Source organism: Tahibacter sp. (genome assembly GCF_035481375.1).
In the GTDB taxonomy this organism is placed as follows: Bacteria; Pseudomonadota; Gammaproteobacteria; order Xanthomonadales; family Rhodanobacteraceae; genus Tahibacter.
Genome location: NZ_DATIGT010000065.1, coordinates 1 through 22346, shown reverse-complemented (window position 1 = coordinate 22346; position 22346 = coordinate 1). Strand labels below are relative to the sequence as shown.

17 protein-coding genes and 1 pseudogene are annotated in these 22346 nt (G+C 66.5%); 10 read left to right on the top strand and 8 right to left on the bottom strand.

The window, feature by feature from the left end:
* The first annotated feature begins 27 nt into the window (after nt 1-27).
* From VLF18_RS03840 to VLF18_RS03825, 4 genes are read left to right on the top strand one after another with little or no spacing between them, the layout of a single operon-like run.
* Nucleotides 28-288, top strand: a complete 261-nt coding sequence (locus tag VLF18_RS03840; protein ID WP_325278300.1) for a YfhL family 4Fe-4S dicluster ferredoxin — start codon at nt 28-30, stop codon at nt 286-288.
* Nucleotides 285-1958 (top strand): gamma-glutamyltransferase, encoded by a 1674-nt coding sequence (gene ggt, locus VLF18_RS03835; RefSeq protein ID WP_325278299.1) that lies wholly within the window; start codon nt 285-287, stop codon nt 1956-1958. Before VLF18_RS03840 ends, ggt begins: the two co-directional genes overlap by 4 nt.
* A gap of 37 nt (nt 1959-1995) precedes the next feature.
* A complete protein-coding gene (locus tag VLF18_RS03830; RefSeq protein WP_325278298.1) occupies nt 1996-2856 on the top strand; it encodes an MBL fold metallo-hydrolase in 861 nt (286 codons plus the stop codon).
* A gap of 16 nt (nt 2857-2872) precedes the next feature.
* A complete protein-coding gene (locus VLF18_RS03825; RefSeq protein ID WP_325278297.1) occupies nt 2873-3385 on the top strand; it encodes a DUF4920 domain-containing protein in 513 nt (170 codons plus the stop codon).
* Between the two features lie 7 nt (nt 3386-3392).
* On the opposite strand, the gene VLF18_RS03820 is transcribed toward VLF18_RS03825, so the two are convergent.
* Nucleotides 3393-3938 carry an NUDIX hydrolase gene (locus VLF18_RS03820; protein WP_325278296.1) on the bottom strand — a complete coding sequence of 182 codons (546 nt, stop codon included), beginning with the start codon at nt 3936-3938 and terminating at the stop codon, nt 3393-3395.
* A gap of 92 nt (nt 3939-4030) precedes the next feature.
* On the opposite strand from VLF18_RS03820, the gene VLF18_RS03815 reads away from it, so the two are divergent.
* Nucleotides 4031-5548, top strand: coding sequence for a hypothetical protein (locus VLF18_RS03815; protein ID WP_325278295.1), 1518 nt, complete (start codon nt 4031-4033; stop codon nt 5546-5548).
* A gap of 73 nt (nt 5549-5621) precedes the next feature.
* On the opposite strand, the gene VLF18_RS03810 is transcribed toward VLF18_RS03815, so the two are convergent.
* Both VLF18_RS03810 and VLF18_RS03805 read right to left on the bottom strand, forming a co-directional pair.
* The gene (locus VLF18_RS03810; protein WP_325278294.1) at nt 5622-6509 is read right to left on the bottom strand and encodes a 5'-3' exonuclease; all 888 of its coding nucleotides are present in this window, start codon (nt 6507-6509) and stop codon (nt 5622-5624) included.
* Between the two features lies 1 nt (nt 6510).
* Nucleotides 6511-7080, bottom strand: coding sequence for a nitroreductase (locus VLF18_RS03805; protein WP_325278293.1), 570 nt, complete (start codon nt 7078-7080; stop codon nt 6511-6513).
* A 254-nt stretch (nt 7081-7334) separates the two neighbouring features.
* Between VLF18_RS03805 and VLF18_RS03800 the strand changes: the two genes are divergently transcribed.
* The 3 genes from VLF18_RS03800 to VLF18_RS03790 all read left to right on the top strand — a co-directional run bounded on the left by VLF18_RS03800 (nt 7335) and on the right by VLF18_RS03790 (nt 10285).
* The gene (locus VLF18_RS03800) at nt 7335-8465 is read left to right on the top strand and encodes a Re/Si-specific NAD(P)(+) transhydrogenase subunit alpha (RefSeq protein WP_325278292.1); all 1131 of its coding nucleotides are present in this window, start codon (nt 7335-7337) and stop codon (nt 8463-8465) included.
* A 69-nt stretch (nt 8466-8534) separates the two neighbouring features.
* Nucleotides 8535-8831 (top strand): NAD(P) transhydrogenase subunit alpha, encoded by a 297-nt coding sequence (locus VLF18_RS03795; RefSeq protein ID WP_325278291.1) that lies wholly within the window; start codon nt 8535-8537, stop codon nt 8829-8831.
* Nucleotides 8831-10285, top strand: coding sequence for an NAD(P)(+) transhydrogenase (Re/Si-specific) subunit beta (locus VLF18_RS03790; RefSeq protein WP_325278290.1), 1455 nt, complete (start codon nt 8831-8833; stop codon nt 10283-10285). Before VLF18_RS03795 ends, VLF18_RS03790 begins: the two co-directional genes overlap by 1 nt.
* Nucleotides 10286-10492: 207 nt before the next feature.
* Here VLF18_RS03790 and VLF18_RS03785 read toward each other — a convergent pair whose 3' ends face one another.
* The 4 genes from VLF18_RS03785 to VLF18_RS03770 all read right to left on the bottom strand — a co-directional run bounded on the left by VLF18_RS03785 (nt 10493) and on the right by VLF18_RS03770 (nt 17876).
* Nucleotides 10493-11464 carry an aspartyl/asparaginyl beta-hydroxylase domain-containing protein gene (locus VLF18_RS03785; RefSeq protein ID WP_325278289.1) on the bottom strand — a complete coding sequence of 324 codons (972 nt, stop codon included), beginning with the start codon at nt 11462-11464 and terminating at the stop codon, nt 10493-10495.
* 63 nt (nt 11465-11527) lie between these two features.
* Nucleotides 11528-13321 carry a tetratricopeptide repeat-containing sulfotransferase family protein gene (locus VLF18_RS03780; protein WP_325278288.1) on the bottom strand — a complete coding sequence of 598 codons (1794 nt, stop codon included), beginning with the start codon at nt 13319-13321 and terminating at the stop codon, nt 11528-11530.
* 148 nt (nt 13322-13469) lie between these two features.
* Entirely contained in the window at nt 13470-16343 is a 2874-nt protein-coding gene (locus tag VLF18_RS03775) for a TonB-dependent receptor plug domain-containing protein (RefSeq protein WP_325278287.1), read from the bottom strand.
* Nucleotides 16344-16820: 477 nt separating this feature from the next.
* Nucleotides 16821-17876, bottom strand: coding sequence for a hypothetical protein (locus VLF18_RS03770; RefSeq protein ID WP_325278286.1), 1056 nt, complete (start codon nt 17874-17876; stop codon nt 16821-16823).
* Nucleotides 17877-18108: 232 nt separating this feature from the next.
* Here VLF18_RS03770 and VLF18_RS03765 point away from each other — a divergent pair, with 232 nt between their 5' ends.
* The gene (locus tag VLF18_RS03765; RefSeq protein ID WP_325278285.1) at nt 18109-21048 is read left to right on the top strand and encodes a bifunctional diguanylate cyclase/phosphodiesterase; all 2940 of its coding nucleotides are present in this window, start codon (nt 18109-18111) and stop codon (nt 21046-21048) included.
* A 25-nt stretch (nt 21049-21073) separates the two neighbouring features.
* On the opposite strand, the gene VLF18_RS03760 is transcribed toward VLF18_RS03765, so the two are convergent.
* On the bottom strand, nt 21074-21961 hold the full coding sequence (locus VLF18_RS03760) for an Hsp33 family molecular chaperone HslO (RefSeq protein WP_325278284.1): 888 nt from the start codon (nt 21959-21961) through the stop codon (nt 21074-21076).
* Between the two features lie 176 nt (nt 21962-22137).
* On the opposite strand from VLF18_RS03760, the pseudogene mtgA reads away from it, so the two are divergent.
* Nucleotides 22138-22346, top strand: a pseudogene (gene mtgA / locus VLF18_RS03755) (monofunctional biosynthetic peptidoglycan transglycosylase); the annotation flags it as partial.

The window sequence follows — 22346 nt, the reverse complement described above, 5'->3', positions numbered from 1 at the left end:
CCCGGCGCGCGCAGGCCGGCCGCTTCCATGGCCCTCAAAATCACCGAACTCTGCGTCAATTGCGACGTGTGCGAGCCGGTCTGCCCGAACAAGGCGATAGCGATGGGGCCGGAGATCTACGAGATCGCCCCGTCGCGCTGCACCGAATGCGTCGGCCACTACGACGTGCCGCAATGCATTGAAGTCTGTCCGGTCGAGTGCATATTCGTAGATCCCGAGCACGCGGAATCCCGTGACGAACTGCTCGGCAAGTACCTCGAACTGACCCAAGCGGAGAAACCGGCGTGATCCGACTGCGCGCTTTGCTGTTCGTTGCGGCCGTGCTGCCGTGTTCCGCCGGCATCGCCGCCGACAAGCCCGGCAAGGCCGCGATCGCGAGCGCGCATCGCCTTGCGACCGAAGCCGGCTTCGAGGTGCTGGCCGCCGGCGGCAACGCCTTCGACGCGGCGATCGCCGTCAGCGCGGCCCTGTCCGTGGTCGAGCCGCAGAGCTCGGGCATCGGCGGCGGCGCATTCTTCCTGCTGCATCGCGCTCAGGACGGCAAGCAGGTGCTCGTCGACGCGCGCGAGACCGCGCCGGCGGCGACCGATCCTGGGCAATTCCTCGATGCCAAGGGCGAGGTCGATCGCGACAAGGCTGTCAACGGTCCGCTCGCGGCCGGCATTCCGGGCGAGCCCGCCGCGCTGGCCTGGGTCGCGCAGCACTACGGCAAGCTGCCGCTGAAGCGTTCGCTCGCGCCGGCGATCCGGCTCGCGCGCGAAGGCTTCGCGCAGGATTCGCGCAGCCTCATGTTTCTCGGTATGCGCAAGGACGTCATCGCGCGCGATCCCGGCGCGTCGGCGCTGTTCCTGCCGAACGGCGAGGTGCCGCAGCAGGGCTGGGTGCTCAAGAACCCGGATCTCGCGCGCACGCTCGAACTCATCGCCGAAAAAGGCCACGCGGGCTTCTACGAAGGCGAGTTCGCCGCGACGCTCGTCGACGGCGTGAAAAAGATGGGCGGCACCTGGAGCCGCGAGGATCTCGCGAAATACGTCGTGCGCGAGCGCGAGCCGATCGTGTTCCGCTATCGGGGCCATCAGGTCGTGACCGCGCCGCCGCCGTCCTCGGGCGGCATCGCGCTCGCGGAGATGCTGAACATCCTGCAGGGCTACGATCTCGCCAGGCTCGACCGCGTCGCGCGCACGCACCTGGTGGTCGAAGCCATGCGCCGCGCCTATCGCGATCGCGCCGAATACCTCGGCGATCCCGACTTCGTGAAAATGCCCATCGCCGAGCTCACGAATCCGCTGTATGCCGCAGGCCTGCGCGCGTCCATCCATCCCGCGAAAGCCACGCCCAGCGACAGCCTGCCGGGCTTCATGGCGCCGGTGCAGGGCACCGACACCTCGCATTTCTCGGTGATCGACGCCGACGGCAACCTCGCAGCAGTCACGCAGACCGTGAACCTGCCCTACGGCGCCGCGGTCGTCGTGCCGGGCACCGGGTTCCTGCTGAACAACCAGATGGACGACTTCGCGCTGAAGGCCGGCGCACCGAACGCCTATGGCCTCGTCGGCGGCGATGCGAACGCGCCGAAACCGGGACATCGTCCGCTGTCGTCGATGACGCCGACCTTCGTGATCGGTCCGGAGCGCACGCTCGTGATCGGCACGCCGGGCGGCAGCCGCATCATTACGATGGTGCTCGAAGGCATCCTCGCGTGGTTCGACGGCGACGCACCGCAGAAGATCGTCGACAACAAGCGGTTCCATCACCAGTTCCTGCCCGACGTGATCTCGATCGAGAAGGACGCGTTCACGCTGGACGAGCGCAAGGCGCTGCAGGCGATGGGGCATACGCTCAGCGAAGGCGAACGGCCCTGGGGATTCATGAACGCCGTGGACTGGAACCGCAAGACCGGCGAGCTGCGCGGCGGCAGCGACTCGCGCGGCGTGTCCGGCACGGCGCTCGTCAAATGACGCCGGCGCGGCGCGCGCGGCATCGGGAAATGCATCGATGAAACTCTGGTCCCTGATCGGCAACTCGCAGAAACTCGACGGCGGCGCGATGTTCGGCAACGTGCCGCGGCCCATGTGGGAAAAGTGGATAACGCCGGATGCCGACAACCGCATTCCGCTCGCATGCCGCTGCCTGCTCGTCGACGATCTGGGCGGCAAGCGCGTGCTGTTCGAGACCGGCATCGGCGCGTTCTTCGAACCCAAGCTCAAGGAACGCTTCGGCGTCGTCGAGAACGAGCACGTGCTGCTGCAGTCGCTCGCGCGCGCGGGCTTCGGCGATGCGGACATCGACGTGGTCGTGCTGTCGCATCTGCATTTCGACCATGCCGGCGGCCTGCTGGCCGCCTACGAACCGGGACAGCCGCCGCGGCTGTTGTTTCCGAACGCGAAATACCTCGTCAGCCGCGAATGCTGGGAGCGCGCGACGCATCCGCATCCGCGCGACCGCGCCTCGTTCATCGCCGAACTGCAGCCGCTGCTCGAAGCCTCGGGCCGGCTCGAGATCGTCGACGGCGAGCGCTCGGCGACGCTCGGCGATGCGGTGCGCTTCAGCTACAGCTCGGGCCACACGCCGGGCCTGATGCTCGCCGAGATCGGCGGCGACGGCGGCGTGGTGTTCTGCGCCGACCTGATCCCGGGCCGGCCCTGGGTGCATCTGCCGGTCACGATGGGCTACGACCGCTATCCGGAAATGCTCATCGACGAAAAAAAGAAGTTTCTCGAGGACAAGCTGGCCCGCGGCGTGCGGCTGTTCTTCACGCACGACGCGCAGTGTGCGCTGGCCGACGTCGTCCGCGACGAAAAGGGCAAGTTCGGCACCACCAACGAGCGGGGCGAACTCGTCGCCCTCGCAGCCTGAGCAACGGGAGGGAATGATGAACAAGTGGATTATTGCGAGCGTCGCCGCGGCGTTCGCGCCGGCCGCGCAGGCGCATGAAGGCGGGCACGGCGAGCATGGCGGGCACGCGCCGATGGCCGGCCACGAAGCGACGCCGGCCGGTCCGACGCCGATCGCGACGGGCAACGGCGGCGCCTACTACGGCGCGCCGATGCCGAAGTCCGTGCCGCAGGCGATCGCCGAGGTCGCGCGCAAGCCCGAGGCCCACACGGCCGCGCCGCAGGCGTTCAAGGGACGCATCACCGAGGTCTGCCAGAACAAGGGCTGCTGGCTCGTGCTCGAGGACAACGGCTCGTACGCGCGCGTGTTCATGAGCGGCCACAGCTTCAGCGTGCCGAAGGATGCGCGCAAGGACGCGATCGTCTACGGCACGCTCAGCGTCAAGCAGCTCGACGAGGCGCAGATCAAGCACCTCGCGAGCGAAGGGAGCAAGCCGCAGCCGCAGGAACTGCAGATCCAGGCGACGTCGGTCTGGATCGCCGGCGGCTGAGCGCGCGTCAGCGCTCGCAGCCGAACAGCGCCGGCCCGTGTTCGAGGAAATACAGGCCGGCGAACACCTTCGGATCGATCGAATAGCCGTCGGCGGCGCGGGCGCACAGCCACTGCGCTGCCTCGGCGCGCGGGATTTCGTGCACGCGGATGTCTTCGCCGGCGACGCCGCCGCCTGCATGCTCGCGCACGAGATCCCAGGCGCGCGCGAATGCGATCGTTTCGGTGCTCATGCCCGACGAACTCGGGCCGGTCATGTAGTAGTCGATGCGCCCGCAGGCATAGCCGGTTTCTTCATGCAGTTCGCGGCGCGCGGCTTCGATCGCATGCTCGCCGTCGTTGCCGGGATCGTCGCCGATGAGACCTGCCGGCATTTCTATGGCGCGCGCGCGGATCGCTTCGCGCCACTGTTCGACGAACAGCACGCGGTCTTCAGGCGTCACCGCGATGACGATGACGGCGCCGCCGGGATTCGTGCGTTCGGCGTATTCCCAGCGACCGCGGCGGCACAGGCGCAGCCAGCGTCCGTTGAAAAGAACCTCGGTTTCGTCCATCGTTTGCTGTTCTCCGCCCGTACGCTGCCGGAACCTATCCCGTTCCGCCGCGGTCTGTGGCCCGCCTCCTTTCGATATTCCGGACTTCTCGCATGAAAATTCAAGCCCTTGCCTATGCGCTGCTGACGTTCTGCGGCGTCTGCGCGGTTCACGCGGCCGAGCCCGCGGCCAAGCCCGCGCCGGCCGGTCCGACCCAGGAAGCGTCGTCGGTCGAGGCCGCCGGAGCCGCGCTGGTCAAGGCCGCGGAGAACCTCAGCGAACAGCAGATCAAGTCGACGACGAACCGCGAAGCGTTGTCGCGGCTCGCGCAGATCTACAACGGCCGCGACCTGCAGCGCTTCATCTGGTCCATGCAGCGCCTCGTCGAGCTGTATCCGAATTCCGGCGCGCTGCGCCTGCAGCTCGCTGCGGTCTACGCGGGGCAGGGCGACAAGAGCGCGACCTACGACATGCTGCTGAAGATGCAGAACCTCGGCTTCGCCTACTCGGTCGGCAGCGATCCGCGCTTCGAGAAAGTGCGCGGCACGAAGGTCTGGGACTACGCCGTGGCCAACCTTGATGCGAACGCGCGTCCGTTCGGCGAGGGCAAGGTCGCCTTCCAGCTTCCCGCCGGCGACCGCCTGCTCGAAGCAATGGCCTGGGATCCCAAGCGCAAGCAACTGCTCGTCGGCAGCGCGCGCGAAGGCGCGATCTACCGCGCCGACAAGGACGGCAAGCTGTCCGATTTCATCAAGGCCGATCCGGCCTCGGGCCTCTACAGCGTGCTCGACATGAAGGTCGACGCGGCCAACGATGCGCTCTGGGTCGCGAGCTACGGCGCGCCGGTCTACAAGGCTTATTCGGCCGACATGGTCGACAAGTCGTACCTGCTCAAGTACAGCCTGTCGAGCGGCAAGCAGCTCGCGAAATACACGGTCGAGGACAAGACCGGCCATCTGTTCGCCTATGTCGCGGTCGCCGGCGACGGCCGCGCCTACGTCGCCGATCCGGCGCGCCGCGAAATCTACAAGCTCGACGGCGAGAAGCTCGTGCTGGTCACGGCCAACCCGGTGCTGACCGGCATCAGCGGTCTCGCGGTGTCCGGCGACGGCCGCACGCTGTATTTCGCCGATCCGGCACTGGGCCTGTTCGGTGTCGATCTGTCGACGACCAAGGCATTCGGCGTCGGCCATTCGCCCGACAGCCTCGTCGTCGGCGGCGTGTCGTCGCTGTTCTGGTACGACGGCAGCCTCATCATCGTGCAGGACAACATGGTGCCGCAGCGCGTGATGCGCCTGAAACTCGACAAGGATGGCCGCAGCGTCGCGGCGGCGATGCCGCTGGATGCGGCCAAGCCCGAGTTCACGCTGCTCGGCAACGGCGCGGTCGCCGGCGACGACTTCTATTTCGTCGCGAACAGCCAGCGCGAGCTGTATGACGGGCACGGCGTGCTCAGCGACGCCAAGGCGCTGCAGCCGGTAAAGGTATACAAGAGCAATCTGCGCTTCGCCTGGGACCAGCCGGGCATTTCCGCGGCGCTCAAGCCGATTCCGACGGCGAAGGATGCGAAGGTGCGCTTCGAGAACCCCGGTGAGGCCAAGGACGAAGCGCCGAAGGCCGGCGACAAGTGATACGGATCGGGGCCGCCTCAGCGGCCCCGATCCGTTTTGCGGACGGCGCGCCGCGAGCGGCCACCGGTGCGTTTCACGCCAGCGCGCGGATCCGAGAGCGCGTCAGCGGACCGAAGCGCAGCTGCTCGAGCAGGCCGTCGACATCGGCGAGATCGGGCTTGCCGCGCACGAAACTCGTCGCATCGGCGGGCACGGGGCAGTCGCAGGCGATGCCGGTCAGACTGCGGCTGAGCCGGGCGAGCGCGGCGCCCGCCTTGAGCTTCGCATAGGCCGCCGCCGCGCCGCGAAAGCGCAGGAACGGGATTTCCTCGATGCGCGCATAGATCGCATCGAGGCTGCCGAAATGGCCGAGCAGCGTCGCCGCGGTCTTCGCGCCGATGCCGGCGACGCCCGGAATGTTGTCGATCGCGTCGCCGGTCAGCGCGAGATAGTCGGCGACCTGATGCGGATGCACGCCGAGCCGCTCCTTCACGCCGGCGCCGTTCCAGCTTTGATTCTTGGAAAAATCCCAGATTTCGTCATGCTCGCCGACGAGCTGGCCGAAGTCCTTGTCGGCCGAGACGATCACGGCGCGGAACTGCTGCGGACGCAGCGCGTGCACGACGCTGCCGATCAGATCGTCGGCCTCGAAGCTCACGTCCGACAGCACGCGCAGCCCGAGCGCCGCGGCGATGCGCTGGCAGTAGGCGAACTGCACCTTCAGTTCCTCGGGCGGCAGTTCGCGATTGGCCTTGTACTCGGGATAGATGCCGTTGCGGAACGAACTCGTCAGCGATTCGTCGAACGCGACGCCGCAGTGCGAGGGTTTCGCGCGCTCAATGAGATCGAGCAGGAAGCGCGTGAAGCCATAGACGGCGTTGACCGGCCGGCCGTCGACGTCGAAGAACTCGGGCGGCACGGAATGCCAGGCGCGGAAGACGTAGAGGCTCGCGTCGACGAGATGGATCGTGCTGCGGTCCATGTCAGCCCTGCCATTCGCTGACGAGATCGGCGACGTCGGGCCGCAGGCGTTCCGGTGCGGGCTCGCGAGCGGTGCCGATGTGCACGAAGCCCACGACGCGTTCGTTCTCGCGGACGCCGAGTGCCGCGCGGATGGTCGAGTCATACGCGGCCCAGCCCGTGAGCCACTGCGCGCCGTAGCCGAGCTGTTGCGCGCCGAGCAGCAGGTTGTAGGCGACGCAGCCGGCGGCTAGCAGTTGTTCCTGCGCGGGCACCTTGGAGTTCGCCTCGTCGATGCGAGCGATTACCGTGACGATCAGCGGCGCGAAATTGAAGCGCTCGCGATCCTTGTCGACGACGGCCGGCGCGACTTCCGGATTGTTTGCGAGCGTCGTGCGTGCGAGCAGCTCGCCGAGACGCCGGCGCGCGTCGCCGCGGATCAGCAGGAAACGCCAGGGAACGAGCTTGCCGTGGTCGGGCGCGCGCGACGCCGCCTGGAGCAGCGACTGCAGTTCGGACGGAGACGGCCCGGGTTCGCCGAGCTGGCGCGACGGGACGGAGCGGCGATCGTTGAGCAGATTCAGCGCGGACACGAATACCTCGACGGCGAGAAACGGAAGCGGACGATGGCGGCGGAATCTCCGGGGCGCGGCGACGGTCGCGCCGGAGCAGCGTCGGAATTTCCGCGCGCGGCGCGAAGCGGCATGCGATGGACGCAGCACCGCGTCGTCCCGCCGGAATCGCGCATAGGGAGATTCGCCATAAGATTGCGCGAGTCTAGCAAGGCCGCTTACCACGGATACATTCATGGGCTAGGATGCCCGGGCTTGGTCCCGGGGAGTGCCACATGGCGGTGAATGTCGCGGTAGTGCGCGAGACGAGTTCCAATGAGCGACGGGTCGCGCTGACCCCTGAAGTCGCGAAGAAGCTCAAGGGCAAGGGGGCGACGGTGCTCGTGCAGAGCGGCGCCGGCCAGCCGGCCAGTTTCCCGGATGCGTCGTACAAGGATGCCGATGTCGTCGCCGACGCCGCCGCGACGCTGTCGCGCGCCGACGTGCTGTTCAAGGTGCAGCCGCCGACGCTCGAGGAAATCGCTCAGCTGCGCGAAGGCAGCGTCGTCGTGAGCCTGCTGCAGCCGCACCTAGCGCCCGAACGCACGCGCGCGCTGCGCGACCGGAAGATCACCGCGTTCGCGATGGAGCTGCTGCCGCGCACGACGCGCGCGCAGGCGATGGACGTGCTGTCGTCGCAGGCCGGCGTGGCCGGCTACAAGGCCGTGCTGATCGCGGCCGAAGCGTCGCCGAAGTTCTTCCCGATGCTGACGACCGCCGCCGGCACGATCCGGCCATCGAAGGTGCTCATCGTCGGCGCCGGCGTCGCGGGCCTGCAGGCGATCGCGACGGCGCGCCGCCTCGGCGCGCAGGTCGAAGGCTTCGACGTGCGTCCCGAAACCAAGGAACAGATCGAATCGCTGGGCGCGAAATTCCTCGATCTCGGCGTCAGCGCCGCGGGCAGCGGCGGCTACGCGCGCGAGCTCACGGCCGAGGAGCGCGAACAGCAGCAGAAGGCGCTCGCCGAGCATCTCAAGGGCATCGACGTCGTCGTGACGACGGCCGCGGTGCCGGGCCGCAAGGCGCCCCGCATCATCACGGCGGGCATGGTGGAGGGCATGAAGCCCGGCGCCGTGATCGTCGACATCGCGGCGGAAACCGGCGGCAACGTCGAAGGCTCCGAGGCCGGCAAGACGATAACGACGGCCAACGGCGTGACCGTCATCGGCCCGGTCAATCTCGCGGCGAGCGCGCCGATCCATGCGAGCGAGATGTACTCGCGCAATCTCTTCAACTTCATCGAACTCAGTCTCAAGGACGGCGCGCTGACGCTCGACTGGGACGACGAACTCATCGCCAAGACCTGCCTCACTCATGCCGGGGAAATCCGGCACGAGCCGACGCGTCAGGCGGTCGACGGCGCATGACGCGCACCGCCGGCCAGACGTCGCCGGCGAGTGCCGGGACCACGAGTTACGCGCATCCGGGGAATCGACATGATCAGCGGTGAAATCGCCCTCTATCTCTTCATGCTGGCCGCGTTCACCGGCCACGAAATCATCAGCCGCGTGCCGGTGATCCTGCACACGCCGCTGATGTCGGGCTCCAATTTCGTGCACGGCATCGTGCTCGTCGGCGCGATGATCACGCTCGGCGAAGCGACGACGCTGACCCAGCAGGTCATCGGCTTCGTCGGCGTGTTCCTCGGCGCCGGCAACGCGGCCGGCGGCTACGTCGTGACCGAGCGCATGCTGGAAATGTTCAAGTCGAGCAAGAAGGAAGGAGCGAAGTAATGGACAAGGCGACGCTGCTGCACTACGTCGTACAGGCCAGCTATTTCGCGGCCGCCGTGCTGTTCATCATGGGCATCAAGCGCATGTCGTCGCCGGTGACCGCGCGCAGCGGCATCCAGTGGGCCGGCATCGGCATGCTGGTCGCGACGGTCGCGACGTTCTTCCACGGCAACGTGCTCGGCGCCGCGCTCGGCACCGGCCTCGCGCCGCACACGATGACGAACGTGCTGCTGATGGTGCTCGCGATCGGCGTGAGCACCGTGTTCGCGTGGGTCTCGGGCAAGAAGGTCGCGATGACCGACATGCCGCAGATGGTCGCGCTCTACAACGGCATGGGCGGCGGTTCGGCCGCGGCCATCGGCGCGGCCGCGCTGATCGGCGCGGCGGCCGGCAGCAATCATCACGTGCTCAGTACCGCGCAGATCGCGCTCGCCGTGATCGGCGCACTGATCGGATCGATCTCGTTCACCGGTTCGCTGATCGCGTTCGCGAAATTGCAGGGCTGGATGGACAAGACCTTCCGCTTCGGCGGCCAGCAGGTCGTCAACGGCCTGTTCTTCCTGGCCGCGGTCGGTCTCGGCGCGGCGCTGCTGTTCAAGCTCGATACCACGATCGTCGTCGCGTTCTTCGCCGTGTCGCTGCTGTTCGGCGTGCTCATGACGCTGCCGATCGGCGGCGCCGACATGCCGGTCGTGATTTCGCTGTACAACGCGTTCACGGGTCTTGCGGTGGCGTTCGAAGGCTACGTGCAGGGCAATGTGGCGCTGATCATCGCGGGTACCGTCGTCGGCGCGGCGGGTACGCTGCTGACGCGCCTCATGGCCAAGGCCATGAACCGCTCGATCAGCAACGTGCTGTTCTCGAACTTCGGCGGCGGCGGGGGAGGAGCCAGCGAGATCGCCGGCTCGCAGAAGCCGATCGAGGCGGCCGACGCGGCGTCGCTGCTGTATATGGCCGAGAAGATCATCATCGTGCCGGGCTACGGCATGGCCGTCGCGCAGGCGCAGCACAAGATCTGGGAACTGTCGCAGCAGCTGATCAAGCGCGACAAGACGGTGAAGTTCGCGATCCATCCGGTCGCCGGCCGCATGCCCGGACACATGAACGTGCTGCTCGCCGAAGCCGGCGTGCCGTACGACCTGATCGCCGACATGGACGATATCAACCCGGAGTTCGGCACCTGCGATGTCGCGATCGTGATTGGCGCGAACGACGTGGTGAATCCGGTCGCGAAGACCGACAAGTCGTCGCCGATCTACGGCATGCCGATTCTCGACGTCATCAACGCGCGCCAGGTCATCGTGATCAAGCGCGGCAAGGGCGCGGGTTTCGCCGGCATCGAGAACGCGCTGTTCTATGCCGACAACTGCCGCATGCTCTATGCCGACGGCCAGGAAGCCGCGAATCGCCTGATCGCCGAACTCAAGGGCATCGATTCGGGCGGCGGGCACTAGTGTCCCGTTCCGTAAATACGGTGGAAAAATTCCGGGTGGATTTCGTCGCGAGACCAAGCGCGCCGAGGCGCCACGGCAACGAGGTGCAACGACGTATCGCGGCGAAAGACACCGCGGAACTGTTCGACAGTTATTTCCGGAGCAGCAGACTAGACGCCGGCGTCCGCGTGATCCGGACGGAGGTCGGCGCCACGCCTTTCGCCGGTTCTAGACCGCAACACCCGAGCGCTCGTCGGCCTTGATCGCCGCAGGGTCGTCTGCGACGGCGACACTGCTGACGAGCGACAGGATCGCATTCGTCACTGGCACGCCGTTATGCAGGCGCAAGCCCTGCGCGGTGGTTTCGATGTCGCGCATGAACCGGGACATGAGCGCGCGATAGTCGGCCCAGCCGTTCTCGCTTTCGCCGTGCAAGGCCCAGAGCGCGCGCCACTCGCGGCCGAGACCGCTGGCCAGCTGATGCAATTGGCCGATACGCGGGTCGGGGCGGGTTTCGTCGAGGATGAAGGTCAACTGCTCGCGGAGTTCCCACGGCGTCATCACGGTCGGTACGTTGGTCGACTCGATGCGCAGGACCGGCCGGGTCGAGCCCGGAGCGATACGTGTGGGCGTCCACGCTGCCGGATGGCCCGGTACGCGGCTGCGCGATACGAGCTGCCAGAACTCGGCGCCACCGACGGTATCGGCAACGAGGTGGATGCGTGCCCGCTCCGCCGAGTTGACGACCTTGTGCGTGCTCCAGGTATCGAAGATCCAGCATTCGCCGGCGGCCATGTGGACCTGCTGGCTGCCGCAGTAGAAGGTGACTTCAGGCTGCGTGACGATGGGTACGTGTACGCGGATGTGATCGCGCCAGTAGTAGTCGATATCGACATGCGGCGTGACCTCGGCCTGTCCGGAGAGCCGCATCAGCCGCGAGCGGCCGAATACTGCACCCAGCGAACCCAGCACTTCGCGCAGGTAGGGAAGTTTTTCGAGGTGCGGCGTCGGCTGCATGCGCCCGCGGACATCGTCGTTGCCGGGATCGCCGTTCGTGGCGATCAGCGGCAGTGCGGAATTGCCCGGAAAGCCCTGCGGATGCGGACGCCAGACCGATTCGCCGAGCGCGCCGATTTCGGCAGCGAGTGCATTGGCGTCAAAGCTCAGCGGCAACTGGAGGAACGGATACTGGAGTTTCATGGCTGAGGCGTGGCGAAGGACCAGGCGGATGAGGAATGTTCGGCTGCAGGCGGGCGAAGCGCGTCAGGCGTAACCGAACTGTTCGACGTAAGGAGCGAGTGTGACCTTGGCCGGTTCCAGCCAGCGGGAATAGTGCAGCCAGCGTCCGACGCCTTTGCGATTCACGGGCTCGACGACTTGATGGTAGCTCGGTGTTGCGATGTAGCCGCGGCGCGCGGCGTGTTCGTGGAACGCAACCATCGCCGACGACCACTCGATACCGAGGAATTCGCAGAGGCGCCGCGAAAACGCTTCGACATCGTCGACAACATCTTCCAGGCGCGTCTGGAGCAGGTCGATCTTCAGGACACGCGTCCAGGCGTTCCAGGCATCGAACGCCACGGCGTAACCCTGTGCCGTCGACTCGATGCGTTCGCACATGCGGACATAAGCCGGAGCCCGGAAGATCTGCATGTAGTTGCTGAGCACGACGTCACGCGGGTCGCGCACCGCCAGAACGATCTTCGCAGTGGGGAACAGGCGGTGGATCAGTGCCAGACGCGTCATGTTCAGCGGATTCTTGTCGACGAGACGCTTGCCGGGTTCGGCCTTGGTCTGTTCCCGAACCTGCTTCCAGTAGATCTGGCGGAGCGCCTCGCAGGCAGCATCGTCGAGCCGGCCGAGGTCGCCCGGATATTCGAATCCGCGGTCCCGCATCTCCTGGACGAGGTTGTGGATGAAGGGCCGTTCGTCCATGCAGGTGAGCAGCGGGTGTGCGTCGAGCATGGTTTCCAGCAATGTGGTGCCGGATCGTGGAAAGCCGACGACGAAGATCGGTGAGTTTTCGGCATCGGGCCCCTCGACCGGGAGCCACTGAGCGTAGTCGGGAGGGCTGACGACGGCAGGCGGCAGCAGCATTGCATCGAGCTCGGCGGCGGTGCCAAGCGAGGCGCGCAGCTGTTGCATCTGGGTCTGGTGTCCGCGTTCGAGCCAGTTCATGGCCTGCTCGGCGTGGCCTCGCGCGTCGCTGATCTTTGCCAGCGCGAAGAACAGCTCCGGACGTCGCGCCGCGACACGTTCGTCGCGAACCAGCGACTCGTAGAGCCGATAGGCTTCGTTGGGATCGCCGCTGCGACTCGCGATCTGCGCGCGCAATACCTTCAGCTCTTCTTTTATCGACTCGTCATGCTGGGGCACGCGCGCAAGCAACGCACGTGCTTCGTCGAGACGGTTCGTGCGTTCAAAGAAGGCCGCGCGCTTGGCGATCACGCCGGCGTTATTCGGCGACCTGTGCTCGGCAAAGGCGAGCGCCTCGTCGGCGGTCTGCAAATCGCCGCTTTCCATGGCAGTCCAGGCTGCATCGGCGAGGGCCTCGGGGTTGCCCCGGGTCCATTGCTGCCAGCCCTGCACGAGAGCGATCGATTCGTCGTTGCGCCCTGCGCGCTGGCAGGCACGTGCTGCCTGGGCGCGAAGCAGCGGATCGTCCGGCAGCAGCGCGAGTGCGGCGGTCAGGTTCCTGGCTGCCGCCTGGCTCAGGCCCGCGGCGGTTTCAAGGAGTCCCAGTTCGCGCAGCGCTTCGGCCTGTTGAGGATCGATCGCAATGGCGCGTTCCAGCGCCTGGCGAGCCGGGCCGATGTTGCTGCGCGAGCGTTCGAGATAGCCGAGGTTGAGCCAGTGTTCCGCGCGCTGCGGATACAGCGTGGTCAGTTGCTGGAACATGCTTGCGGCTTCGTCGAGCCGCGTCTGTGCATCGAGACTCATGGCCAGCAGCAGCAGCGCGCCCTCGTCATGCGGCTGGCGTGCGATGAGAAGACGACTGATGCGCTCGGCCTCGGCGAGATTGCCGCTTTGCAGCGCGTTGAAACCGTTCTGGAGCATGGCTGCTTTCATCGAAATCGAACAGTGGAGTATCGCTGCGCTCCGGAGTCGCGGCAAGGCAAGCGTCGGTTTCACAGGGACAGAAACGAAAAAAACCGCGCGGCTTGCGCCGCGCGGTCTTCATGGAGCCGTCAAACGTGGGTTCTTATCAGAACTTCACGCCGACGCGAGCCCAGTAGAAGCGGCCCACGGTGTCGTACGTACGAGCGTCGGTGTTGCTGTCGAAGCCGTACTGCCACAGCTGGTTGGGCTGCTTGTCGAACACGTTGTCCACACCGATTTCGAGATTGGTGTGCAGCGGTTCGATGTTGTAGCCGAACTGCAGGTTGTGATACGTCACCGCGCCAGCGCGGAACGACTGGTCAGCCGGGCCGCCCGGCTGGATGACGGTGTAACCGTCGCCAGCAACGGCCTGCGCGCCGAAGCGGGTCGGGCCGATGTAGCGTGCGCGCCAGGAAGCGTCGAACGCGCCGAGGTTCCACGCCACGCCGGCGTAACCGCGCCAGCGCGAGTAGTTGCCGTCACCGCCCTGCGAGGACGAGACGTACGAACCGGCGTTGTTGAACTGCGTCGAGACGTCGCCCTGGATCTTCTGCGTGTTGTACTTCTGCACGTAGGTCGCATCGAGCGAGAAGCGGAAGTTGCCCCACGCGGTTTCCGGCAGACGGTACTTGAAGCCAAGGTCGATACCCGAGGTGTCGACGCGGCCGACGTTAGCCGTACGGTTGTTGACGAAGTTGATGTCGCCCACACCCGTCAGTTCGCGCGTGAACAGGTCGCAGAAGCGGCCGAAGTTGTAGCACTGGTTGATGATGGTCTGCGTACCCAGCGTACCGATGGTGTCGGTCAGGTAGATGCGCCACACGTCGACCGAGGTCGAGAAGCCTTCGAGCCAGCTCGGGTCGTACACGACGCCCCAGGTGAACGACTTGCCCTGTTCCGGCAGCAACTGATCGTTCGAACCGGCCAGAGCCTGCGTCTGCGGGGTGGTCTGCTGGAAGCCCGGCGTCAGGCCGGCGCAAGCCGGGTTGCCCGCCTGGAAGCCAGAGCCCGAGCACGGGTCCTGATAGGTGTCGGCCGACGGGGTCACGCCGCCGTACAGATCGGAGATCGTCGGCGAGCGGAAGACTTCGGCAACCGTACCGCGGAGCAGCACGTCGTCGATCGGACGCCATTCCACACCGATCTTCGAGTTCGTCGAATCGCCGAACGCGGAGTAGTCGGAGTAGCGCGAACCCAGCGTGAAGTTCAGCGACTTGGCCAGGAAGACGTCACGCAGAACCGGGATGAACAGTTCGGCGTAGAACTCGCGAACGCTGAGTTCACCGGAGCTCGGCGAAGCGCAGGCGTCGGTCGAGGTCTGGCAGGTGCCGATCGCCGGGTCCGCGATGATCGACGAGAAGTCCGGCTGGAAGTACTGGTAGTCCTTGCGGTATTCGCCGCCGAACGCGACGCTGAGCGCGCCGGCCGGGAGTTCGACGATTTCGCCGGTCAGGTTGAAGCGGGCGATCTTTTCGTTCGAGTAGAAGTGCGCGGCCGGGGTGATCGACAGCTTGCGCAGGTTCTCGATGTTCTGGCGACCGGCGGCCGTCTGGTTCTCGAGACCGAGCAGGTTGATCGGCGTGCAGTTCGCGATGATCGCGGTCGGCGTACCGCAGCGGGCAACACCGTTGGCGTCGATGAACGACGGACCGACGGCGTCACGCAGACCGGGCTTGAAGTAGTAGCCGGTGGTCTGGCGATCCTGGGTCAGGCGCGCCCAGCTGATGCCGGCGTCCCAGGTCCAGGTGTCGCCGAAGCTGCCGCGCAGACCCGTGTTGAACTGTTCCGACTGGGTCTGGAAGAAGCCAAGACGGTTGCCGTCCAGCGACATGCGGATACCGCCCGAGGCGATGTTCACGCCGAACGGGTTGTAGATGCTGTTGGCCGAGATGACCGCGCCCGAGTCGGCGCCGAGGATCAGCGGCAGCGGGGCCAGCTGATAGTTCGAACGCGTCTTGTTGCTGAACGCTTCGACGTAGGCTTCGACGTTGTCGGAGATGCGGTAGTTACCGGCAGCGAACAGACCACCACGTTCCTGCGGGGTGCGCAGGATGTTGAACGGCGAGTAGTCGTAGGTGTCGTTGCCCGGACCCGAGCCGATGTAGCAGCGGAAGTCGGTGCCGGCGGTGCCCGGACGGCCGTCGATGCGCGTCACGTTGACGTTCGCGGCGGTGCCGGGGCAGTTCAGGCCGAAGCTGGCGGCAACGGTACGCGGAATCACGTAGCGGCCGTTCGGGATGCTGCCCGAGCCCAGCGGGAAGACGTCGCCGAAGTAGTTGTACAGCGCCGGCTGCGAGTATTCGCGGTCGGCGGCGCTGACGGCGTCCTGACGGTTGTACGTCACGCCGACAACGAGGCTGCCGCGGTCGCTCGAATGACCGATCGTCAGCGAGCCACCCTTGCGCTCGCCGTCGTCAGCGTCCGAAACGCCGTAGTCGAAGCTCGCTTCCATGCCCTGGAAGTCGCGACGCGTGATGAAGTTGACCACGCCGCCGATCGCATCCGAACCGTAAACGGCCGAAGCGCCGTCCTTCAGGATTTCGATGCGCTCGACCATGTTGATCGGGATCGAGTTGACGTCGTTGTAGAACACGCGCTGACCGTTGATCAGCAGCAGCGTGCGCTGCGAGCCGAGACCGCGCAGCGAAACGGTGGAGGCGCCAGCGCCGCCGCCGTTGTTGACGCCCGGGTTGGTCGCGGCGCCGGCGATCGAGGGGGCTTCCTGCAGCAGGTCGCCGATGGTGAGCTTGCCGGTCTTTTCGATGGCGGACTTGTCAATGACGAAGACCGGGCTCGAGGTTTCGAGGTCGACGCGGCGAATGCGCGAACCGGTGACGACGATCGTCTCCAGCGTTTCGCCCTTGTCGCCACCTTCGTCCTGAGCGAAAGCCGGGGCGGCGGTGAGGCCTACAGCGGCCGCGGTGCCCATGTACAGGGCGTAGCGCACGGCGCGCAGAAGCTCGTTGCGGTTTTGTCTCATTACACTCTCCAACGTCAGAGTTGTGACACAGATCGGGACTAGTACTTTCCTTCCTGGAAAAGGCCAAGGATTTACCTGCCTGAGCCTCGGCAGCGGCCGATACTAACAACATTCGCAACGAGTGGGAATCCCTGTAGCTTATTTGCAACATCGTTGTGGTTGACCTGCGATGGTGCATGCTATGTGCATGATTCAACGCGAAATTAAAAAAATATTTATGAACATTTGTCGCGTTGTATCCCTGCCCTGGCGGATGCCGGAATTGCGTGCCGAGGTTGCCGGAACGCCGATTGTCCGGACTGAATCGTTAAGAATGGCGTTAACGGGATTATCACGCCGGCCGCGAGCGCGGCCTCGGAAACGCAGCATTTTCTTAACGCGGGCTGCTCGGAATCGGCGAGCCGGCGACCGGCGCGCGACGAGGCCGGCGAGTGCGTGCGGAGGTGGAAGCTGCCCGGGCGGCAGGGCGGGCGGCGATCAGAGGTCCTGCTGATACTGCACGTACGGCGTGCGCGCCTGGCTGTTCGCTTCGCTGCCGCTCAGCGGCGGGCTGGCAAGCAGGTTCTGGGCGCCGATGCTGAGTTCGGCCTGCCACGGCGTGTGCCACGTGAGTCCGAGATCGATGCCGGTCCAGCGCTGCGCGTCCGTGCCCGTGATGCCGCGCAGCGGGTTGTAGATGCGGCCGGTGATGCTGGCGCTGACCGTGTCGCCGCCGACGCCGAGGCTCAGCGCCTTCTGTTGCCAGACGGGACGACTGCCGCCGAGATCGGGGCTCAGCCGGATGCGGCCGATGCTCGCGCCGAGATCGAGGCTCTGGTTCGCACCGAAGTACCAGCTGCCGCGCGCACCGAACTGGGCGGAGTCGCTGAAGCGGCCGAGGTTGTGCGCCGGGATCACGAGGCGCGGCAGATTGTTGCTGCCCGGTGCGGAAACGGCCGGCAGTGCGGAATTCAGTGCCGGAACGAGATTGCGGGGAAGCGCCGGTTCGAGCCAGCTCAGTGCGACGCCGAGATCGACGCCGAAATCGTTGCCTGCCCAGGTTGCGCCGAGGTTGCCGCCATACCAGTTGCCGCCGGTACCGAGCGCGCGCTGACGACTGCAGTCCGGATTCGCGACGCTGAGGTAGCTGCCGCCGGCGGCACAGTCGAACGAGGCGTTCGGTTCGGCCAGCGCGAGTGGAGCGAGCGTCATGCCGCCATGCAGCGTGCTCTGTTCGCCGAGCCGCACGCCCACACGTCCGTCGAGCAGCGAAGTCGCGTCGATCAGGCGCCAGTCGAGCGCTCCGCCGACCTGCGGTGCCGCCGGTGCGATCGGGGAAGGCGGTGCATTCTGCGCAACCGCGACAAGCAGGCGCCCGTCGGGCGTACTCCACATGGGTACGAGGTGCGTGCTGCCGGCGTTCGGGCCGCTGGCCAGGAGCCGGTCGAGCATTGCCTTCTGACCGGCCTCATCGGTTTCCGCCACGAGATACTGGGCCGATGCCGTCAGCGGCAGCAGCACAGTCAACGCAGCGATGGCCAGTAGTTTGCGCATTCGTGAGGTGGTCTGGAGTGGCTGTCGGACTGATCCGGAACGACAAAGTTCCGCATGCCCACACAGAGTTACGCGCCGAGTTTACAAAAAAGTAACGGGAAATGCTTGCCCTGCGTCACCAATCCGGATCAATTCCGCGCATCCCGGCAATATGGCTACACTGCGGCTGCCCCAGCCCGGCCGTTCCTTGAGGTCGCTTCGCGCAATGCCCAGCTCCCAAGCCTCAATCCACATGCGCCTGCGCCTGGACAACGACGCGATCGATGCGGCGGTCCAGGGACTGTTGCGCGCGGTAGGCTGGGACGATGTCGGGCACGCCGGCGTCGCACTGTGTTCGGCGCTGCTCGGTACCGGCGAGTTCCGTCTCGTCGACAGCGCCGCCGCGGCGGTCCTCATGTCGCGGCATCTGGCGCATCGCGTCGACGGCTCGGTTCCGGCTGTGCTTGTGCCGCCGATCGTCCTGATCGAGCAGGATGCGCGGCAGGTCCGCGTACTGCAGCCGCTCGGCATTCCCGAGGCGACGACGGGGCTCCTCGACGCGCGCATTCCGGCCGAATCGTGGTCGAGCGCCGACTGGCAGGAAAACTGGTCGCGCGCGGTGCTCATGCTCGACGCGAAGCTCGTCAGCGTGCGCGCGGCCGACAGCCTGCAGCAGGCTGTCGAACGTCTGGAGCGCGCCGAACGTCTGCAGCGCGCCCTGTTCGCGATTGCCGACCAGGCCAACACCGACCGCGAAATGCCCGAGGTCATGGCGACGCTGCATCGCATCGTCGGCAGCCTGATGTACGCGGAGAATTTCTACATCGTGCTGTACGAGCCGTCGCGGCATACGGTGCGCTTCCCGTATTTCGTCGATGTCGCCGACACCGACGTTCCCGACGCGTCGCGCGAGTTCGCGCTGCACGAACTCTACGGCAGCATGACGTGGCACCTGCTGACCGGCGGCAAGGCGCTGCGCGGGCCACCCGACGCGCTGCGGGCGCAGGTCGAGGGCCATATCGAGGAAGTCGGTCCGGAATGCGTCGACTGGCTCGGTGTTCCGCTGCTGCGCGGCAATCAGGTCGTCGGCGGCATCGTCGTACAGAGCTATCGCGAGAGCGAGCGCCTGACCGAGCAGGACCAGGCGCTGCTGACCTACGTCGCGCAGCACATCCTGACCGCGCTCGAGCGCCGCCGCGCACACGAGGAACTCGAGCAGCGCGTGGCCGAGCGCACCGATGCGCTGCGCGAGGCCAATCGCGTGCTCCAGCAGCAGGTGCTCGAACGCCAGCGCGGCGAGCGCCTGCAGGCGGCGCTGTTCCGCATCGCCGAACTCGCGAACACGACCGACAGTCTCGACGAGTTCTACGCAGCGCTGCACCGGGTCATCGGCGGCCTGCTGAATGCGCGCAATTTCTACATTGCGCTGGCGTCCGACGACCGCAACGAGCTGCGCTTTCCGTATTCGGTCGACGAGTTCGACCATGAGCGGCGCACGCGCCGGCCCGGGCGCGGTCTGACGGAGTACGTGCTCAATCACGGCACGGCCCTGCTCGTCGACCGCCAGGGTATCGAGCGGCTGCATGCGATCGGCGATGTCGCGAGCATCGGCACGCAATCGACCTGCTGGCTCGGCGTGCCGCTGATCTGCGCCGACCGCGCCGTCGGCGTGCTCGCCGTCCAGAGCTATTCCGAAGACTACGGCTATACGCCACGCGATCAGGAACTGCTGACCTTCGTTTCGTACCACATCGCCAACGCGCTCGAGCGCAAGCGCAATGCGGAATCGCTGAAGTCGGCCTATGCCGAACTCGAACAGCGCGTGGCCGAGCGCACCGGCGAGCTGGCCGCGGCGAACCGAGACCTGCGCGAGCAGATCGCGTACCGCGAAAGCATCGAGCGCCAGCTCAAGCACGAAACGCTGCACGACTCGCTGACCGGACTGCCGAACCGCACTTTGTTTCTCGAGCGGCTGGAACTCGCGCTCGACCGGTACCGGCGCGATCCGCGTCGCCCGTTCGCAGTCCTGTTCCTCGATCTCGACCGCTTCAAGGTCATCAACGATTCGGTCGGGCATCTCGTCGGCGACGATCTGCTCTACGAAGTGGGCGGCCGCATCGCCGGCTGTCTCGATCATGACGACGTCGCGGCGCGACTGGGCGGCGACGAATTCGCGATCCTGCTGCACGACGTCGTCGATCCCGAGCGCGCGATCAACTTCGCCGCGCGCATCATCCAGGCGCTGAATGCGCCGATCCGCCTCGGTCAGAAAGAGGTGTTCACGTCGACGTCCATCGGCATCGCATTGTGTTCGCCGCGCTACGCCAAGGCCGAGGAATTGCTGCGCGACGCTGACGTCGCGATGTATCGCGCGAAGGCCGAAGGGCGCCATCGCTACGCGCTGTTCGACGAACGCCTGCACCAGGAGGCGCTGCGTCTGCTCGAAATCGAGAACGATCTGCGCCGCGCGATCGCGCGCGGCGAACTCGAACCGTACTTCCAGCCGATCGTTCGCCTGTCCGACCGCAGTCTCGTCGGTTACGAGGCTCTCGTGCGCTGGCGACATCCGGAACGCGGCGTGCTGCTGCCCGGCGATTTCCTGCCTGTGGCGGAGGACAGTGGTTCGGCCGAGCAGATCGACTGGCAGATGTTCGAGCGTGTCTGCGCGATCGCTCCGGCGCTGACCGCGCAGGGCGGTTTCATCAGCATCAATCTGACCGCGCGGCATTTCCGGCTCAGCGATCTCGATCGCGAGCTGTTCGCGATCCTCGATCGCAACGGCGTGATGCCGAGCCGGATCCGCATCGAGGTCACCGAGCGCGCGCTGCTCGAGAATCCGGCGCAGGTCAAGCAGATCCTCGACGGGCTGCGCCGGCGCGGCATCAGTGTCGCGCTCGACGATTTCGGCACGGGTTATTCGAGCCTGAGCTATCTGCACCAGTATCCGCTGCAGGCGCTCAAGATCGACCGTTCCTTCGTCGCCGAGATGCGTCCGCACGACGACGGCAGTTCCAGTGCCGTCGTGCGCGCGATCCTCGCGATGGCGGGCTCGCTCGGCATGCAGGTCATCGCCGAAGGCATCGAGACCGAAGCGCAGCAGCAGGCGCTCGAAGTGCTCGGCTGCGAATTCGGTCAGGGCTTCCTGTTCGGCCGGCCGCAGCCGGCCGAGCACTGGCTCGGCATGGGGCAGTAACGGCGTCCTCGCCGCGCGCAGTCGGTCAGTGCGTCGTACCCGTGCCGGGCGTCTCCGGCAGGTCGCGCAGGACCTGCTCGAGGTCGACCCGATCGAAGTGATAGCGCGTGTTGCAGAACTCGCAGGTCACCTCGATGCGGCCGTCGGGCTGCAGTGCGGCTTCGCTCTCTTCGCGTCCGAGATTGCGCAGCACGGCGGCAACGCGTTCGCGGCTGCACTGGCAGCCGAAGAACAGGCCGCGCTCGCCGGTCAGGCGCACGTTTTCTTCGTGAAACAGCCGCAGCAGTACCTGCTCGGGCGGCAGTTGCAGCAGTTCGGCGTCGCTCAGCGTCGCGGCGAGATGGCCGATCCGATTCCAGCCGTCCGGATCGGTTTCGCCGCTGCCGCCGCCCTGGGCCAGCGGCTGCAGGATCAGCGCGGCCGCGCGGACGCCGTCGCAGGCGAGCTGGATCCGGCTCGGCAACTGCTCCGAGCGCTCGAAATAGCCTTCGAGCAACTGTGCCAGCGTGCCGTGCTCGACCGGAACGAGGCCCTGGTGGCGCTGGCCCGTCGCCGTGTTGTCGATCGTGATCGCGAGCAGCGGATCGGGCAGTTCCGCCAGATCGATCGGTGCGGCGACTCCCTCGCTCCACTGCGCGAGACCGCGCAGCCGACCGGCGTCGCTGCATTCGGTGTACAGCAGACTGAGCTCGCCCTTGCTTCGCACATGCAGCGACAGGCTGCCGCTGAGCTTGATCGTTCCGCTGAGCGCTGCGGTCGCCGCGAGCGCCTGGCCCAGCAGACGCGCAACGGCCGGTGGATAGTCGCTGCGGCTGCCGACTTCCTGCCAGGCATCCTCGAGCTGAACCAGTACGCCGCTGACGCCGGCGCGTTCGAGCAGGAAGCGATGCAGGCGGTCGTTGCTGTTGTCCACGGATGAAAGTCCTGAAGTCGGGTTCGCCCAGGTGCGGCCGGGACGGGGTTTTGCAAGCGCGAAGCGCGCCGCGATTGCGGGGCGATTATCGCGGGAACCGTGACCGGCCGCGCGCCCTTGCCGCCCGCGCCGGCTTTCTGCGAATCTGCGCGGCCCTCCCTGCAGGCCGCGCCCGCGTGGCAGTCCGACCCCGAAAACGCGGTGCGCTGCGCTGGATCTGGCGCTGGACCTGGCGCCTCGCGCTGGCCTGGCTCGTCGGCAGCGTGCTGCTCGTGCTGCTGCTGCGTTTCGTGCCGATCGGCTATTCCGGTTTCATGCTGCAGCGGCAGTTCCAGGCCTGGAGCGCCGGCGAGCGCGACTTCCGCCTGCGCCAGCGCTGGGTGCC